Source organism: Geodermatophilus sp. SYSU D00703, from assembly GCF_054050155.1.
In genome coordinates, this window is sequence record NZ_JBJGYU010000024.1 from 38,971 (window position 1) to 53,774 (window position 14,804).

The 14,804-nt window shown below is 73.5% G+C and carries 18 protein-coding genes; 8 read left to right on the forward strand and 10 right to left on the reverse strand.

Going from position 1 to position 14,804, the window contains the following annotated elements; genetic code table 11:
* Both ACI782_RS19270 and ACI782_RS19275 read left to right on the forward strand, forming a co-directional pair.
* Positions 1 to 216, forward strand: a complete 216-nt coding sequence (locus ACI782_RS19270) for a 2-hydroxymuconate tautomerase (RefSeq protein ID WP_456911695.1) — start codon at positions 1 to 3, stop codon at positions 214 to 216.
* A 32-nt stretch (positions 217 to 248) separates the two neighbouring features.
* Positions 249 to 1,292: an LLM class flavin-dependent oxidoreductase gene (locus ACI782_RS19275; protein ID WP_456911696.1), complete on the forward strand. Its 1,044-nt coding sequence runs from the start codon at positions 249 to 251 to the stop codon at positions 1,290 to 1,292.
* Positions 1,293 to 1,343: 51 nt separating this feature from the next.
* Here ACI782_RS19275 and ACI782_RS19280 read toward each other — a convergent pair whose 3' ends face one another.
* Positions 1,344 to 2,198: a mycofactocin-coupled SDR family oxidoreductase gene (locus ACI782_RS19280; RefSeq protein WP_456911697.1), complete on the reverse strand. Its 855-nt coding sequence runs from the start codon at positions 2,196 to 2,198 to the stop codon at positions 1,344 to 1,346.
* Between the two features lie 79 nt (positions 2,199 to 2,277).
* Complete coding sequence (locus ACI782_RS19285) at positions 2,278 to 3,105, reverse strand: mycofactocin-coupled SDR family oxidoreductase (protein WP_456911698.1); 828 nt, start codon at positions 3,103 to 3,105, stop codon at positions 2,278 to 2,280.
* Positions 3,106 to 3,227: 122 nt separating this feature from the next.
* On the opposite strand from ACI782_RS19285, the gene ACI782_RS19290 reads away from it, so the two are divergent.
* From ACI782_RS19290 to ACI782_RS19305, 4 genes are all read left to right on the forward strand, one after another.
* On the forward strand, positions 3,228 to 3,833 hold the full coding sequence (locus ACI782_RS19290) for an acyl-CoA-like ligand-binding transcription factor (RefSeq protein WP_456911699.1): 606 nt from the start codon (positions 3,228 to 3,230) through the stop codon (positions 3,831 to 3,833).
* A 171-nt stretch (positions 3,834 to 4,004) separates the two neighbouring features.
* Entirely contained in the window at positions 4,005 to 4,841 is an 837-nt protein-coding gene (locus ACI782_RS19295) for a mycofactocin-coupled SDR family oxidoreductase (RefSeq protein ID WP_456911700.1), read from the forward strand.
* An 85-nt stretch (positions 4,842 to 4,926) separates the two neighbouring features.
* Positions 4,927 to 5,916, forward strand: a complete 990-nt coding sequence (locus ACI782_RS19300; RefSeq protein ID WP_456911725.1) for an AAA family ATPase — start codon at positions 4,927 to 4,929, stop codon at positions 5,914 to 5,916.
* A gap of 366 nt (positions 5,917 to 6,282) precedes the next feature.
* Positions 6,283 to 6,909, forward strand: coding sequence for a vWA domain-containing protein (locus ACI782_RS19305; protein ID WP_456911701.1), 627 nt, complete (start codon positions 6,283 to 6,285; stop codon positions 6,907 to 6,909).
* Between the two features lie 17 nt (positions 6,910 to 6,926).
* Here the strand turns inward: ACI782_RS19305 and ACI782_RS19310 are convergent, their stop codons facing one another.
* A complete protein-coding gene (locus tag ACI782_RS19310) occupies positions 6,927 to 7,100 on the reverse strand; it encodes a hypothetical protein (RefSeq protein WP_456911702.1) in 174 nt (57 codons plus the stop codon).
* Between the two features lie 199 nt (positions 7,101 to 7,299).
* On the opposite strand from ACI782_RS19310, the gene ACI782_RS19315 reads away from it, so the two are divergent.
* Positions 7,300 to 7,617: a WhiB family transcriptional regulator gene (locus ACI782_RS19315; protein WP_456911703.1), complete on the forward strand. Its 318-nt coding sequence runs from the start codon at positions 7,300 to 7,302 to the stop codon at positions 7,615 to 7,617.
* A 229-nt stretch (positions 7,618 to 7,846) separates the two neighbouring features.
* On the opposite strand, the gene ACI782_RS19320 is transcribed toward ACI782_RS19315, so the two are convergent.
* The 4 genes from ACI782_RS19320 to ACI782_RS19335 all read right to left on the reverse strand — a co-directional run bounded on the left by ACI782_RS19320 (position 7,847) and on the right by ACI782_RS19335 (position 11,470).
* On the reverse strand, positions 7,847 to 8,599 hold the full coding sequence (locus tag ACI782_RS19320) for an SDR family NAD(P)-dependent oxidoreductase (RefSeq protein WP_456911704.1): 753 nt from the start codon (positions 8,597 to 8,599) through the stop codon (positions 7,847 to 7,849).
* Positions 8,600 to 8,615: 16 nt separating this feature from the next.
* The gene (locus ACI782_RS19325; protein ID WP_456911705.1) at positions 8,616 to 9,590 is read right to left on the reverse strand and encodes an ABC transporter substrate-binding protein; all 975 of its coding nucleotides are present in this window, start codon (positions 9,588 to 9,590) and stop codon (positions 8,616 to 8,618) included.
* A 21-nt stretch (positions 9,591 to 9,611) separates the two neighbouring features.
* Positions 9,612 to 10,736: an LLM class flavin-dependent oxidoreductase gene (locus ACI782_RS19330; RefSeq protein ID WP_456911706.1), complete on the reverse strand. Its 1,125-nt coding sequence runs from the start codon at positions 10,734 to 10,736 to the stop codon at positions 9,612 to 9,614.
* Between the two features lie 86 nt (positions 10,737 to 10,822).
* Entirely contained in the window at positions 10,823 to 11,470 is a 648-nt protein-coding gene (locus tag ACI782_RS19335; RefSeq protein WP_456911707.1) for a cysteine hydrolase family protein, read from the reverse strand.
* A gap of 262 nt (positions 11,471 to 11,732) precedes the next feature.
* On the opposite strand from ACI782_RS19335, the gene ACI782_RS19340 reads away from it, so the two are divergent.
* Positions 11,733 to 12,338: a DUF1326 domain-containing protein gene (locus ACI782_RS19340; protein ID WP_456911708.1), complete on the forward strand. Its 606-nt coding sequence runs from the start codon at positions 11,733 to 11,735 to the stop codon at positions 12,336 to 12,338.
* A 23-nt stretch (positions 12,339 to 12,361) separates the two neighbouring features.
* Here ACI782_RS19340 and ACI782_RS19345 read toward each other — a convergent pair whose 3' ends face one another.
* From ACI782_RS19345 to ACI782_RS19355, 3 genes are read right to left on the reverse strand one after another with little or no spacing between them, the layout of a single operon-like run.
* A complete protein-coding gene (locus ACI782_RS19345) occupies positions 12,362 to 12,751 on the reverse strand; it encodes a universal stress protein (RefSeq protein ID WP_456911709.1) in 390 nt (129 codons plus the stop codon).
* Complete coding sequence (locus ACI782_RS19350; RefSeq protein ID WP_456911710.1) at positions 12,748 to 14,262, reverse strand: tripartite tricarboxylate transporter permease; 1,515 nt, start codon at positions 14,260 to 14,262, stop codon at positions 12,748 to 12,750. Before ACI782_RS19350 ends, ACI782_RS19345 begins: the two co-directional genes overlap by 4 nt.
* A 9-nt stretch (positions 14,263 to 14,271) precedes the next feature.
* Positions 14,272 to 14,775, reverse strand: a complete 504-nt coding sequence (locus ACI782_RS19355; protein ID WP_456911711.1) for a tripartite tricarboxylate transporter TctB family protein — start codon at positions 14,773 to 14,775, stop codon at positions 14,272 to 14,274.
* Positions 14,776 to 14,804 lie beyond the last annotated feature (29 nt).

The following is a 14,804-nucleotide window of genomic DNA, read 5'->3' on the forward strand; positions in this document are numbered from 1 at the left end:
GTGCCGCTGGTCGAGGTGACGCTGGGCGCCGGCCGGACCCCGGACCAGGTCCGCGCCCTGATCCACGAGGTGCACGAGGCCGTCGCACGGACGGTCGGCGCCCGGTCCGACCACATCCGGGTGATCGTGCGCGAGGTCCCGCGCGACCACTGGGCCACCGGGGACGTGACCCTCAGCGAGATGGACGCCGCAGCGCGGTCCCGGCCACCGGCCTGAGCAAGGGCCCCACCAGGAGACGAGGAGTCGAAGTGAAGTTCTCTCTGTTCGTGCACATGGAGCGCTGGGACGAGCAGGTCAGTCACCGGCAGCTGTTCGAGGACCTGACCGAGCTGACGCTCATGGCCGAGGCCGGCGGCTTCAGCACGGTGTGGATCGGTGAGCACCACTCGATGGAGTACACGATCTCCCCGAGCCCGATGCCGCAGCTGGCCTACCTGGCCGCGCGGACCTCCACCATCCGGCTGGGGGCGGGCACGATCATCGCCCCGTTCTGGAACCCCATCCGGGTCGCCGGCGAGTGCGCCCTGCTCGACGTCATCAGCAACGGCCGGATGGAGGTGGGCCTGGCCCGCGGCGCCTACCAGTTCGAGTTCGACCGGATGGCCGGCGGGCTCCCCGCCTCCGGCGGCGGCGCGCACCTGCGCGAGCTGGTGCCGGCGGTGCAGCAGCTGTGGCAGGGCGACTACGCCCACGACGGCGAGATCTGGCAGTTCCCCACGTCGACCAGCGTGCCCAAGCCGATCCAGCAGCCGACGCCGCCCATGTGGATCGCGGCGCGCGACCCCGACTCGCACGACTTCGCCGTCCGGTCCGGGTGCAACGTCATGGTCACCCCGCTGATGAAGGGCGACGAGGAGGTGCTCGACCTGACGCGGAAGTTCGAGAAGGCCCTGGCGAACAACCCCGACGTGCCCCGCCCGCAGCTGATGGTCCTGCGCCACACGCACGTCCACCCGGCCGACGAGCCCGACGGGTGGCGTCCGGCCGCCGAGGCCGTCTCGCGCTTCTACCGGACCTTCGACGCGTGGTTCGGCAACAAGACCGCGCCGGTCAACGGCTTCCTGGAGCCCAGCCCCGAGGAGAAGTTCGCGGGGCGCCCGGAGTTCGAGCTGGAGTCCCTGCACCGGACGGCGATGATCGGGACCCCCGAGGAGGTCATCGAGCGGCTGCGCTACTACGAGGAGCTCGGCGTCGACGAGTTCAGCTTCTGGTGCGACAACAGCCTGCCGCACGAGGAGAAGCGGAAGTCCCTCGAGCTCTTCATCGAGCACGTGGTCCCCGCTTTCACCTGAGGCGCCCGGTCGCCGGGGCCGGCCGACGAGCGGCCGGCCCCGGCGCCGACGTCAGCGGACGGGCGCGGTGTTGATCCCGGGCAGGATCATGTGGCCGGCGTCCACGGGGATGGTCACGCCGGTGACCTTCGCGGCGAGGTCGGAGTTGAGGTACAGCGCGGTGTCGGCGATGACCTGCGGGTCCATGAACGTCGTGCCCTTGAGGGCGTGGAACGAGTAGCCGCCCTCGATCATGTCGGCCTCGGTGCCGCCCTCGTGACCGGCGAACATGTCCCAGGCGCCCTGGTGGTCGGTCATCGGCGTCCTGATGGCCCCCGGGTGGATCGAGTTGCAGCGGATCCCGTGCGGGGCCAGCTCCAGGGCGATGTTCCTCATCAGTCCCACGACCCCGTGCTTGGCCGCGACGTAGTGGGCGTAGTCCTTCCCGGGCTCGAGGCCGTTGATCGACGAGGTGATGACGATCGACCCGGTCTGGCGCTCGATCATGTGCGGCGCGACCGCCTTGGCCGACCTCCAGACGCCGGTGAGGTTGACGCCGATCATCTCGTCCCACGCCTGGTCGGACAGCTCCCAGAAGGCGCCCTGCGTCCAGATGCCGGCGTTCGCGATGAGGATGTCGATCTGGCCGAACTCGGCCAGCCCGCGCCGGACGGCCTCGTCCAGCTGCTCCTGGGAGCGGACGTCGGCGGTGATGGCGAGCGCGCGGCGGTCCAGGGCCTCGACCTGGCGCACCGTCTCGTCGAGGTCGGCCGGGCCGGCCATCTTGTACGGGACCGTCTCGAGCTGGTCGGCGATGTCGACCAGCACGACGTCGGCGCCCTCGCGGGCGCACGTGGTGGCGTGGGCGCGACCCTGTCCGCGCGCGCCACCGGTGATCAGTGCGACCTTGCCCTCGAGCATGCCCATGGCGGTGTCCTCCTCGGTACGGCGGCCCCCTGCAGGGTCCCGCCGCGAACTCGTGAGTGGTGGGGCAGGGGGTCCTTCTTCAGAGCTGGCCGCCGGCGTCCACCACGTGGGTGGTGCCGGTGACGTAGCGGCCGTCGTCGGAGACCAGGTAGAGGACGGCGTTGGAGATGTCGACCGCCTCGAGCGCCGGCACCGGCAGCGCGTTGAGCGTGAGCGCGGCCTCCTCGAAGTCCGCCCGGGTCGGGTGCTCCAGATCGGGGCGGAAGAGCCGGTAGGTGGGCTCGTTGAGGATCATGTCGGTGGCCACCGTGGTCGGGTGGACGGTGTTGACCCGGATGCCGTGCGGCGCCAGCTCCTTGGCCATCACCTTCGCCAGCATCACCAGGCCGGCCTTGGCCGCCGAGTAGTGCGCGGTGCCCGGGTTGGCGTAGATGGCCGCCAGCGAGCTCGTGATGACCACCGACCCGCCGCGGCCGCCGGCGATGACGTTCGGCACGGCGGCCCGGACGGTCTTCCACACGCCGGTGAGGTTGACGTCGATCATCGTCTGCCAGGTCTCCTCGCCCATCTCCAGCGTGGGCGCGGGCGTGGAGATGCCGGCGTTGGCCAGCACGATGTCGAGCCGGCCGAGCTCGGCGACGCCGTCCTCGACCACCTCCGTGAGCCCCGCGAGGTCACGGACGTCCACCTCGGCGGCGACGATCCGCCGGTCGAGGGCCTCGACCTGGCGGACGGTCTCGGCCAGGTCGTCGGGGGTGGCGGTGGGGTAGGGCACCGTCTCGACCTGCTCGCACACGTCGACGGCGATGATGTCGGCGCCTTCTCGGGCGAGGCGTACCGCGTGGCTGCGGCCCTGTCCGCGCGCCGCCCCGGTGATGAAGGCGACCTTGCCCTCGACGCGTCCCATGCGTCGTCCCCTCTCTCGCTCGCCGGCCCCGGCGGCCGGCTGTGATGTGGGTCGCACGTTATGGCACCGCGTGCCAGAAGTGGAAGGGGCCGATCTCGGGACGGGTCGGGCAGGCTGCGGGGGTGACTTCGCGGGCGAGCGTGTCGTCGGGCGACCGGGGCGGGCGGCCGCCGGTCACGAGCGCCCACGAGCTGGCGGCGGTCGCCCAGCGGCTGTTCGTGGCCCGGGGCTTCGACGAGACCAGCGTCGACGACATCGCCGCGGAGGCCGGGATCAGCCGCCGCACCTTCTTCCGCTACTTCCCGACGAAGGCCGACGTGCTGTTCGTCGAGACCCCGCGGGAGATCGACCGGCTGCGGCGCGCTCTGGCCGGGGCGGCTCCGGGGGAGCCGTACCGCGCGGTGGTCCAGCGGGCGGTGGCCGACGCCCTCAGCTTCCCGGCGGAGGACCGGGAGTGGGCCCTGCACCGGGCCCAGTTGTTCTCCACGGTCCCCGCGGTGCAGGCCCACGCCGTGCGGGTCTGGGCCGAGTGGCGGCAGCTCGCCGTCGACCACGCCCGCACGCTGGGGTCGCCGGACCCGCTGTTCCCGCTGGCCGTCGGGCACGCCGTCCTCGCCGCCACGCTGGCCGCGCACGAGCACTGGGTGACCGTGCCGGACCAGGACCTCGGCCGCGTCCTGGCCGGCATGCTCGACCTGCTCCTGCCGCCCGAGCCGCCGTCGACCTGACCTGCGGGCCGGGGGTCGGCTTGTCTGTGTCACTCGGTGTCATTACCGTCCCGGTGTGGCGCAGGTCGCAGGCGGGACCGGCCGCGCCGGATCCAGCCGTCCACCCCGCCGCCGTCGTCCGCGGGTCTGATCGACCGCGCGGTGCACCCACACACCGAGGGGAGAACCGTCGTGCCGGGACGGGTCGAGGGCAAGGTCGCCTTCATCACCGGAGCAGCTCGCAGCCAGGGGAGGAGCCACGCGCTCCGGCTGGCCCAGGAGGGCGCCGACATCATCGCCGTGGACATCTGCGGCCCGGTCGAGAGCATCGCCATGTACCCGCCGGCCACCGAGGACGACCTGGCCGAGACCGTCCGGCAGGTGGAGGCCCTGGACCGGCGGATCGTGGCGACGAAGGCCGACGTCCGCGACACCGCGGCGCTCAAGGCCGCGCTGGACGACGGGGTCGCGCAGCTCGGCCGGCTGGACGCCGTGCTGGCCAACGCCGGCGTGTTCGAGATCCACCCGGCCCTCGAGCTCACCGACGACGCCTGGCGCGAGATGATCGACGTCAACCTCACCGGCGTCTGGAACACCTGCAAGGTCGCGCTGCCGCACCTCGTCGACGGCGGTAACGGCGGCGCGATCGTCATCACGAGCTCGACCGCCGGGCTGAAGGGCGTCCCGAACACCGTCCACTACACGGCGGCCAAGCACGGTGTCGTGGGGATCATGCGCACGCTGGCCAACGAGTTCGCCCCGCACCGGATCCGGGTCAACACCGTCCACCCCACCGGCGTGGACACCGTGATGATCCAGAACCCGAAGACCTGGGGGCTCTTCGACCCCGAGCAGCCCGAGCCCAGCCGGGAGTCGGCCGCGCCGATCTTCGAGTCCACCAACGCCCTGCCTGTGCCGTGGGTGGACCCGGTCGACATCTCCAACGCCATCCTGTTCCTCGTCTCCGACGAGGCGCGCTACATCACCGGCGTGACCCTCCCGGTGGACGCCGGGTTCACCATCAAGTGACGCCCCGCGGGGCGGCCGACCCCGGTCGCCCCGCGGTCCCCCGACCGAGGAGCCTGCCCTGAGATCGTCCGCCGCCCCCGAGCCCCTGCCCGTCGAGGACGCCGTCGACGACGCGGTCGTCACCGGCTCCCGGGTCACGTCCGAGCCGGGCACGTCCGTCCGGGAGGTCCGCCGGCGGGTGGCCCGCCACCTCGTCGGCCGCGACCGCGAGATCGACCTGCTGCTGGCCGCCGTCGCCGCCGGGCGGGACGTGCTGCTGGAGGGGCCGCCGGGGACGTCGAAGTCGACGCTGCTGCGCTCGATCACCGCCGAGTGGGGCGTGCCGCTGGTCTTCGTCGAGGGCAACGCCGACCTGACGCCGACCCGGCTGGTCGGCCACCACGACCCCGCGCGGGTGCTGCGGGAGGACTACACGCCGGAGAACTTCGTCCCGGGCCCGCTGGTCGAGGCGATGCGCTCGGGCGGGTTCCTCTACGTCGAGGAGTTCAACCGCGCTCCCGAGGACACCCTCAACACGCTGCTCACCGCGATGGCCGAGCGCCGGATCGCCGTTCCCCGGGTCGGCACGGTCGAGGCGCGGCCCACCTTCCGGGTCGTCGCGTCGATGAACCCCTACGACAACGTCGGCACGACCCGGCTGTCCACCTCGGTGCACGACCGGCTGGTGCGCCTGGCGATCGGCTACCAGGACGCCGAGGCCGAGCGCGGCATCGTCGGCCGCCGCACCGGCGTCGAGTCGCCCCGGCTGGTCGCCGACGCGGTGGCGCTGACCCGTGCCACCCGGGGGCGGGACGACGTCCGCCAGGGCAGCAGCGTCCGCGGCGCGATCGACCTGGCCCTCGTCGCCGCCCAGCTGGCCGCGATGCGTGAGGTGCCGCTGCCCGACGAGCCCTCGGTCGAGCCCCCGCGCGGGCTGCCCGAGGAGTACACCGCCGTCGTCCTGGACGCGCTGCTGCTGGCGCTGTCCGGGCGGATCTTCCTCGACGAGACGGTCGAGACGACGCCGGAGGCGGTGCTGCGCGAGATCTGGGAGGACCACTTCGTGCTGGCGCCCGCGGCGGCCCAGCCCGGTTGAAGGACGGTCGAGGCCGACTCCCCGCTCACCCGGCGCCGGGACGCGACGGGCGCGCCCCGGGGACTGCGGCAGCTGCGCCGCCGGCCCAAGCAGCTGACCGAGCAGCCCTCGCTCTACCGGCCGGCGCCCGGAGGAGCCGGCCTGGCCCTCACCTCGGGCGACCGACGGCGCGGTCGGGCGGCGCAGCGACCCGGCGGCGGCACCCCGGGGACGACCGACGAGCCCGCCGAGCTCATCCCGCTGGCCGACCTCGCCACCGAGGGCGCCGCCGACCAGGAGACCCGGCGCTGTGCCCGCGCCATCGCCCGGCGGCTGTCCGTCCCGCGCCCGCCGCGGGACCGTCGGCCCCGCCGCGGGGTGGGCGAGTTGGTCAGCCTGCCCTGGAGCGGGGGCTCCGACGACCTCGACCTCGAGCGGACCCTCGACGTCCTGGCCGGCAAGCCCTTCCCCGAGGAGGGGGACGTCGTCGTCCGCGAGCGGGTGCGTCAGCGCCGGTCGGTGGTGCTCGTCGTCGACGTCTCGGGCTCCATGAGGGGCGAGCGCGTGCGGACCGCGGCGGCCGCGGTGGGGGCGCTCGCGGGCGAGCTGGCCCGCGATCGGCTCGCCGTCGTCGCCTTCTGGTCCGACGCCGCGGTCCTCGTCCGGCTCGGGGAGCAGGTCGCGCCGCTCGCCGTCCTCGACCTCCTCCTGCGCGTGCCCGCGCAGGGGCTCACCAACGTGGCCTTCGCGCTGGAGACCGCGGCGCGGCAGCTGGCCGGCGCGTCCGCCCGCCACGCCCGGCTGCTGCTGCTCAGCGACTGCGTGCACAACGCCGGCCCGGACCCCCGGCTGACCGCCGCCCGCGTCCCCCGCCTGGACGTGCTGCTGGACGTCTCCGGCGAGAAGGACGTCGAGATGGGGCGCGACCTCGCCCGGCTGGGCCGCGGCCGGCTGCGGCTGGTCCGCGACCACCACGACGTGGCCACCGCGCTCGGCGCGCTGTTCGCCGAGTGAGGGACGCGGGCCCGGGGTCAGCGCCCGGGGGACGGCGCGGGCTCCTCGACGCGGTCCCAGCTGTGGTGGCTGAACACGACCTTGTGGACGCCGTCGTAGACGACGAGGTGCCCCGTGGCGGTGAAGCTGAAGCGGGCGTCATCGCCGTAGCGGACGACCTCGCCGTTGGCTCGGTAGAGATCGAAGCTCACGAGGAGAAGCGTGGCACGGCAGCGGCGCCGGTGCGCCGGTCCACGGGATCGTCCGGCGGCAGCGCGTCCCGCGGTTCCGGGTGCGGAGCGTGAGGCCATGAACACGGACACGTCGATCGGAACCGATTCGGACACGCCCGGGGCAGATCGTCGCGCGCGCCTCCCCCGTTCCTGATATCCCCCGTGACGCAATGACCCGATGAGGCAGGACGAGGCTCCCCCCTACGGCCTGTGGGGTGTGCCGCCGCGGGCGGCCGCGGAGTGGCACGTGCTCATCCGGTCACTCGCCGTGGCGCGCACCGTGGCGTGCGAGACGGGCGACCCGGCCGCCTGGTGGCCGGAGGGGCGGGAGGCGAACGCGCCTCCCGCCCGCGGCGCACTCGAGGCTTGCCGGCGGTGCCCGGCGGCGGGACCGTGCCTGTCCTACGCCCTCGCCGCCGACGAGCGGTTCGGCATCTGGGGCGGCACGACCCCCGCCGATCGGCGGGCCATGCGGTGGAGGGCGGCGGAGTCGTGACCGGGTGACGCCGCTCCGGGTGCTCGTCCCGGCCGCGGGCCTGCTGGCCGGGAGCCCCGCCCTGACCGGGTCGTCCCCGGCCACGCCGATCGCCGTCCTGGCGGGCGTGGCCGCGGTCTCCGGCCTCCCCAACGACATGGGGTTCGTCGCCGACCAGGTCAAGGTCCACCGGCTCGCGCCCGCGGAGCAGGTGGGCGCGGCCACCGGGCGCTGCGCACCCGCGCCGACGTCAGCTGAACGCCGCGCCGCCGTCCACGATGAGCGTCTGGCCGGTGATGAACCCGCTGCTCCGGGAGCACAGGAAGGAGATGGCGGGGCAGAGGTCGTCGGGCTCCATGCGGCGGGGCACCGCGCGCCGACCGGCCGCGACCGCGAGGTAGTCGTCGTCGTTGAGCGAACGCGTGGCCTCCGTCTCGACCAGCCCCGGGGCGATCGCGTTGACGGTGATGCCGTCGGCGCCGACCTCGCGGGCCACGCTCCGGGTGAGCGCGATGACCGCGCCCTTCGAGGCCGTGTAGTGGGCGAAGTACGGCACCCCCATGTGCACCGTGGACGAGGCGATGTTCACCACCCGGCCGTGCCCCTGCTCCCTCATGGCGGGGTGGACGGCGCGCATGCCGAGCCACACGCCGCGGGTGTTGACCGCCATCACGCGGTCCCACTCGTCGACGGTGATGTCGGTGAACGGCCGCTTGGCACCGAGCCCCTGGTAGACCGCCGCGTTGTTGACCAGGGCGTCGACCCGGCCGTGCCGGTCCAGCGCCGTGGCCACGAGCCGCTGCCAGGACGCCTCGTCGCTCACGTCGGCCCGGACGTGGGTGATCCCGTCGGCGTCCCACCCCGCGTCGGCGACGTCCGCCGCGACGACGACCGCCCCCTCGGCGGCCAGGTACCGGCTCACGGCCTCGCCGATGCCGTGCGCGCCGCCGGTCACCAGGACGACAGTTCCCGGCTCGACGCTGCCGTGCCCGTCTCCCTGCACTGTTCCTCCGTCGCGCTCAGCCCTGCGGCAGCAGGGTGTCGAGGTCCGCGGGCTGCTCGAGGATCCCGTAGCGCGCGCCGACCTCGGACATGTACTCGAAGGACCCCCGCTCGAGCTCCTGCGGCCAGCCGGCCAGGGTGATGGCGCCGGCCAGTTCCGGGCTGAGCTCGGTGAAGCTGCCCAGGATCCCGCGGGCCTCGTCGGGGTTCTCGGTGGCGTACGCGAAGGACTCCTCCAGGCCCTCGACGAAGGCGTCGACCAGCTCGGGGTCGGACTGCGCGGTCTCCGCCGTCGTGAAGTAGGCGCCGATGAGGAGGGGGTCCTCCTGCGCCTCGGCGAAGACGTTCGACAGGCAGCGCGCGCCCTGCTGGAGGGCGATCGTCTTGAACGGCTCCACGGCGGTCGCGGCATCGACCTGGCCGCTCGCCACCGCCTGGGGGACGTCCGGGTGCGCGATCTCGAGGAACTCGATCGTCGAGGAGTCGGCGCCGGCGCGGTCCACCACGTCACGGATGACCGCGACGTTGATGTTGTTGAGCGTGTTGGTGCTGACCCGCTTGCCGGCCAGCTCGGCGACGGACTGCAGCGGGCTGCCCGGCGGCACGAGCACGCAGCCGAAGTCGTCCGCGGCGTCCCCGGTCGAGGCGTTCCCCGGTGCGACCACCTGGACGGGCAGGCCCGCCTCCTGCGCCACCATCAGCGACAGCGTGTTGCTGAAGGCGAAGTCCTGCTCCCCGCTCACCACGGCGGGGACCAGCGCGGCGCCGCCCTGGCCGGTCACCAGCTCGACGTCGAGACCGCGCTCGGCGAAGAAGCCCTGGTCGACACCGAGGTACAGCGGGGCGACGTCGGCGATCGGGATGACCCCGACCGTGACCTGCCGGGGTGCGTCGGTCGAGCCGGTGCCGGCCTGCTCGCCGTCCCCACCCCCGCCGCAGGCGGCGAGCAGCACCGAGCAGGACAGGACGACGGTCAGGCGCAGGCGGGGCATGGCGTGCCTCTCGACTCGGGTTCAGGCCGGGAACGCGGCCGGCTCGGACCGGCGGGCGGTCGCGGACCGGACGGCGGGGACGACCTCGTCGCGGAACAGCCGCACCGAGGAGAGGACCGTGTCGACGTCCAGGGAGCCCCACGCGAAGGCGCCGGCGAGGTAGTTGATCTCCCCGACCGTCACCGCCTCGGCGACCTGGGCGGCGACGGTCTCCGGCGATCCGACGAACAGCTTGCGCTCGGCCACCAGTCCGTCGACGTCGACCGGGCCCGAGAACCGCTCGCTGCCGTGCAGCCGCCAGAGGTGGGTGAAGCTCTCGTAGTGGGCGTCGAACGCCGGCCGGGCGATCGCGGCGGCCTCCTCGTCGGTCGGGGCGACGAGGACGTGCCGGAGCATGCCGAAGCGCGGCGTCCGGCCCGGCAGGCTGTAGCGGACCCCGCCGCGCTCCGCCGACTCCCGGAAGTGCGTGAAGAACATCCGGCTCTGCTCGCGCACCACCTCCAGCGGCGGGGAGGCGAAGCCGAACCCGAACAGGACGTTGTAGCCCTCGTCGCCGAGCCGGGGGATCGAGGCGGCGTTGGACGTCGGGTACCACAGCGGCGGGTGCGGGCGCTGGAGCACCGGCACGTGCAGGGGGACCTCCTCGCCGGCGGGCTCCTCGGCCCCCGGACGGCGGAACCGGCCGGTCTCCATCGCCTCGACGATGGCCGGGAACAGCTCCTCGAACCGCTCCGCGGTCTCCGGCGGGGTGAGGCCGAACATGGCCGCCTCGATGGGGGAGGAGCCCTTGCCCACGCCGACGTCGAGCCGGCCGTGGCTGAGCTGGTCGAGCATGCCGATCTCCTGCACGAGCCGCAGCGGGTCGTACAGCGGGACGATGAAGGTGGTCGGCGCCAGCCGGATGCGCTCCGTCTCGCGGGCGGCGGCGGCGATGAACACCGCGGGGGACGGCGACAGGCCCAGCGGCGTGCCGTGGTGCTCGGCGATGTGGTAGGTGGTGAACCCGCCCTGGTCGGCCTCGGAGAGCACGCGCAGCCGGGCGTCGTAGACCTCGCCGGGCGTCATCCCGGGGTGCGCGTCGATCCAGTCGAACAGTCCGAACTCGAGGTCGTGCGGGGTGGCGTGCTCGGCCGGCCGTGCGGACATCCACTCTCCCGGGTCCGGTGGTGATGGGCGAGCCGCGGGGCCACGGCCGGTGCCGTGGGCCCTCCGCCGGTCGCCACGGGGCGAGTCTAGGGAGTGCCCACGGGCCGCTGCGCCGGAAGGGTCCAGGACGGGAGGAGGTCGTCGGTGGTCACGACCGGCCCGATCGTGGCGGCGAACTCGGCGCACGCCGTGACCTGCGGGACCACCCCGACCGTCGCCGTCGCGTCGCCCACGAGCACCGCCCGGTAGCCGCGGGACACCGCATCGACACCGGTCGCCCGGACGCAGACGTCCGACGTCAGGCCGACGAGGACCAGCGCCGGGCGGGCCAGCGCGCTCAGCACCAGCTCCAGCGGCGTGAAGGCGAACGCCGAGTACCGGTGCTTGACGAAGGTGAAGTCGCCGTCGGCGACCAGGTCCCCGTACGGCTCGGCACCCCAGCTCCCCGCGGCGACGATCGGGTCGGTCTCGGGCTCGATCGTCGTGCCGCCCTGCCCCCGGCGGCGCCACCCCGGGGTGTCGGTCCAGCGCGAGTGCTGCGTGTGCACGTGCAGCACCGGGACGCCGGCCGCCCGGGCCACCGGCAGGAGCGCGCCGATCCGCTGCACCGCGGCGAGCGCCGGCGCGCAGTCGACGCCGCGCCGTCCCAGCGTGCCCTCGCGGTGGCAGTAGTCGTTCTGGACGTCGATGACGAGGACGGCGGCCTCGTCGGGGGCGATCCCGGCTGGGGGCATGGTTCCTCATCCGCTACGGCAGGTGGGCGTGGACGCCCGGCAGCGTAGGGCCTCGCCGACGAGCGCCGTCCCGGCCCCCGGGCGCGGACGACGGCCCGCGGTCCTCGGGTGGACGAGAGAACCCGATGTCGCCGAGCTGTTGGGTCAGGTCCTCGACCGGCGAGCCGCCCGGCGGGACACTCGTCGTGCCGGACCGCATCCGCTGGGTCCGATCGGGGTGCCGAGCAGGTGGCGCCGTGCTCACTTCCTCCGAGGAGGAGCCGTGACGTGGACTGCCCGTGGCCGCTGGTGGGAGGCCTGCAGCTGCAAGATGTGGTGCCCGTGCTGGCTGGGCCCCGCGGAGCCGGACCAGGGCTGGTGCTCCGGGTGCCTGGTCTTCGACGTCGTCGAAGGCGACTCAGACGGCGTCGGTCTCCGCGGCAAGGTCGTCATCCGGATCGACTGGCCCGGCGACTTCTTCAGCGGGAACGGAGTCGGTCGCCTGTACCTCGACGAGTCGGCCACCGAGGACCAACGGGCCCAGCTCGACGCGATCTTCTCCGGCCAGCGGGGCGGGCACCTCGAGGGCGTCTGGCAGGCGACCGTCACGGAGTGGCTCCCGTCGCAGGTGGCCAGGATCGACTTCCAGGACGGCGACACCCCGTCGTTCCGTGTCGGTGAGGTCGGCCAGATCCAGTACGGAGCCCCGATGCGGGACCCGGCCGGCACGGTGACCACCGTCCACGACACGGCGGCAGCCACCGCGTTCCGCCTGGGGACCCTCACGTTGGCACCGAGTGACGGGACCCGCTGGCAGGGCTCCGACATGCGTGAGTGGGAGACCCTGGGCTCGGGGACGACGGGGACCTTCGACTGGCGCTCCGACTGATCCCGCACCGTCCCGCCGCCGGTCTATGTCTTGACGGCCAGCACGGGCCGGTCGGCGTCGAGCAGGATCCGCTGCTCGGTGCTGCCCATGAGCAGCTTCCCCACGGGGGAGCGGCGGCGCAGGCCGATCACGATCACCGACGCGTCCGCCTCGTCGGCCACCCGGACCACCTCGTCGGACAGGTCGCCCTCGTGCGCCGCCTGGCGGAGGTCCAGGGACACCCCGGCCGTCCGCGCCTGCTCGGTCAGCTCCGCCACCAGCTCGGGCGGGGCGACGTCGGCGCTCACCGGTGCGCCGCTGCGGGGGGAGTTGAGGACCAGCAGGTCCTCGCCGCGGCGGCGGGCCTCGGCCAGGCCGGCGGCGAAGGCGGCCCGGCCTTCGGCAGTGGGGAGGAAACCGACGAGGACGGTCACACGAGCTCCTTGGTGTCACGCCGGGCCGGGGCCCGGCGGCGGCTGAGTGCCGCGCGGATCAGGGGGAGGAGGGCCACCAGGAGGAAGAGGACGAACAGCGTCCCGGAGATCGGCCGCGTGAAGAAGCCGGTCGGGTCGCCCTCGAAGATCAGCAGCGACCGCCGCAGCGACTCCTCCAGCAGCGAGCCGAGAACGAAGGCGAGCACCAGCGACCCGGGGTCGAAGCCGAGCTTCTTCATCAGGTAGCCCACCGCGCCGAAGGCGATGACCAGCACGATGTCGAAGACGTTGTTGCGCACCGTGTAGACGCCGACCAGCGTGATCAGCACCGTGATCGGGGCCAGCACCGTGGCCCGCACCCGCAGGATCCGCACGAAGACGCCGACCAGCGGGATGCTCATGATCAGCAACAGGATGTTGCCGATGTACATGGAGTTGACCACGCCCCAGAACAGGTCGGGGTCCTCGCTCACCAGCTGCGGGCCGGGCGTCACGCCCTGGATCAGCAGCGCGCCGAAGATGACCGCCATGGTGGCGTTGGCGGGGATGCCCAGCGTCAGCAGCGGGATGAACGACGACGTGGCGGCCGCGTTGTTCGCCGTCTCCGGGGCCGCGACCCCCTCGACCGCGCCCTGACCGAACCGCTCCGGCGTCTTCGAGCGCCGCTTCTCCAGCGCGTAGGCGGCCAGCGAGGACAGCGTCGCGCCACCGCCGGGCAGGATGCCGAGCAGGAAGCCGAGCACCGACCCGCGGCCGATCGCGCCGGAGGACTGGCGCAGGTCCTTGCGCGAGGGCCACACGTTGGCGACCTTCGCCGGCGCCTGGACGGCGCGGTGACGCTCCTCGAGGTTGTAGAGGATCTCTCCGAGGCCGAACAGGCCCATCGCGATCGGCACGAAGTCCAGGCCGTCGGCGAGGTCGAGGCTGCCGAAGGTGAACCGCTCGGCGCCGGTGAAGCCGTCGCGGCCGACGGTGGCCAGCAGCAGCCCGACCGCGGCGGCGATGACCGCCTTGAGCCGGTCGCCGCCGCTGACCGTCGAGACCAGCAGGATGCCCAGCAGCGCCAGGGCGGTGTACTCCGGCGGCCCGAAGTCGAGGGCGAACCCGGCGACCACCGGCGCGACGAGCGACAGGGCGACGATCGACACCGTGCCGCCGACGAACGAGCCGATCGCGGCGATGCCGAGCGCGGTGCCGGCCCTGCCCTGCCGGGCGAGCGCGTGGCCGTCGAAGACGGTCACCACGGACGACGCCTCCCCGGGCAGCCGGAGCAGCACCGAGGTGATCGTCCCGCCGTACTGGGCGCCGTAGAAGATGCCGGCCAGCATGATGATCGCGGTGACCGGCTCGATGCCGAAGGTCAGCGGCAGCAGGATGGCGATGGTCGCGGCCGGGCCGAGGCCGGGCAGCACGCCGATCAGCATGCCGATGACGACGCCGAGCAGGCAGTAGAGCAGGTTGGTGGGCTCGAGGACGACGGAGAAGCCGTCGAGCACGGGGGAGAGGTCCACGGCTGCCTCCTAGAACAGGTGCGGGATCGGGACCGAGAGGGCCGCGACGAAGACCAGGTAGAACCCGACGACCACGGCCAGACTCGTGATGGCGGACAGGCGCCAGCTCTCGTGTCCGAGGAAGCGCAGCCAGACGAACACGAGCAGCGCCGCCGGGATCTCGAAGCCGATGACGCTGATCAGCGCGACGAAGACGAGCATCGAGGCCAGCCCGGCCACGACCAGCCAGCTGGCGCGGGTGAAGCGCTCGGCGTCGTGCGTGCGGCGGACGAGGGGGACCAGCGCCAGGCCGAGGACGACGAGCACGCTGCCGATCAGCAGCGGCCACATGCCCGCGGCCGGGGTCGCCGCGCTGCCGACGTCCAGGCTCAGCGCGCCGGCGACCGTCGCGGCCCCGAGGGCCACCACCACCAGGGCGATGACCAGGTTGGCGACCGGGCCTGCCGGCGGCGGCCGGTCCTCGTCCTCGATCTCGTGCAGCGCGTCCTCGAGCTCGTGCACGGTCTCGGCCACGCCGTGGTGGTGCTCGGGGCCGGTGTGCG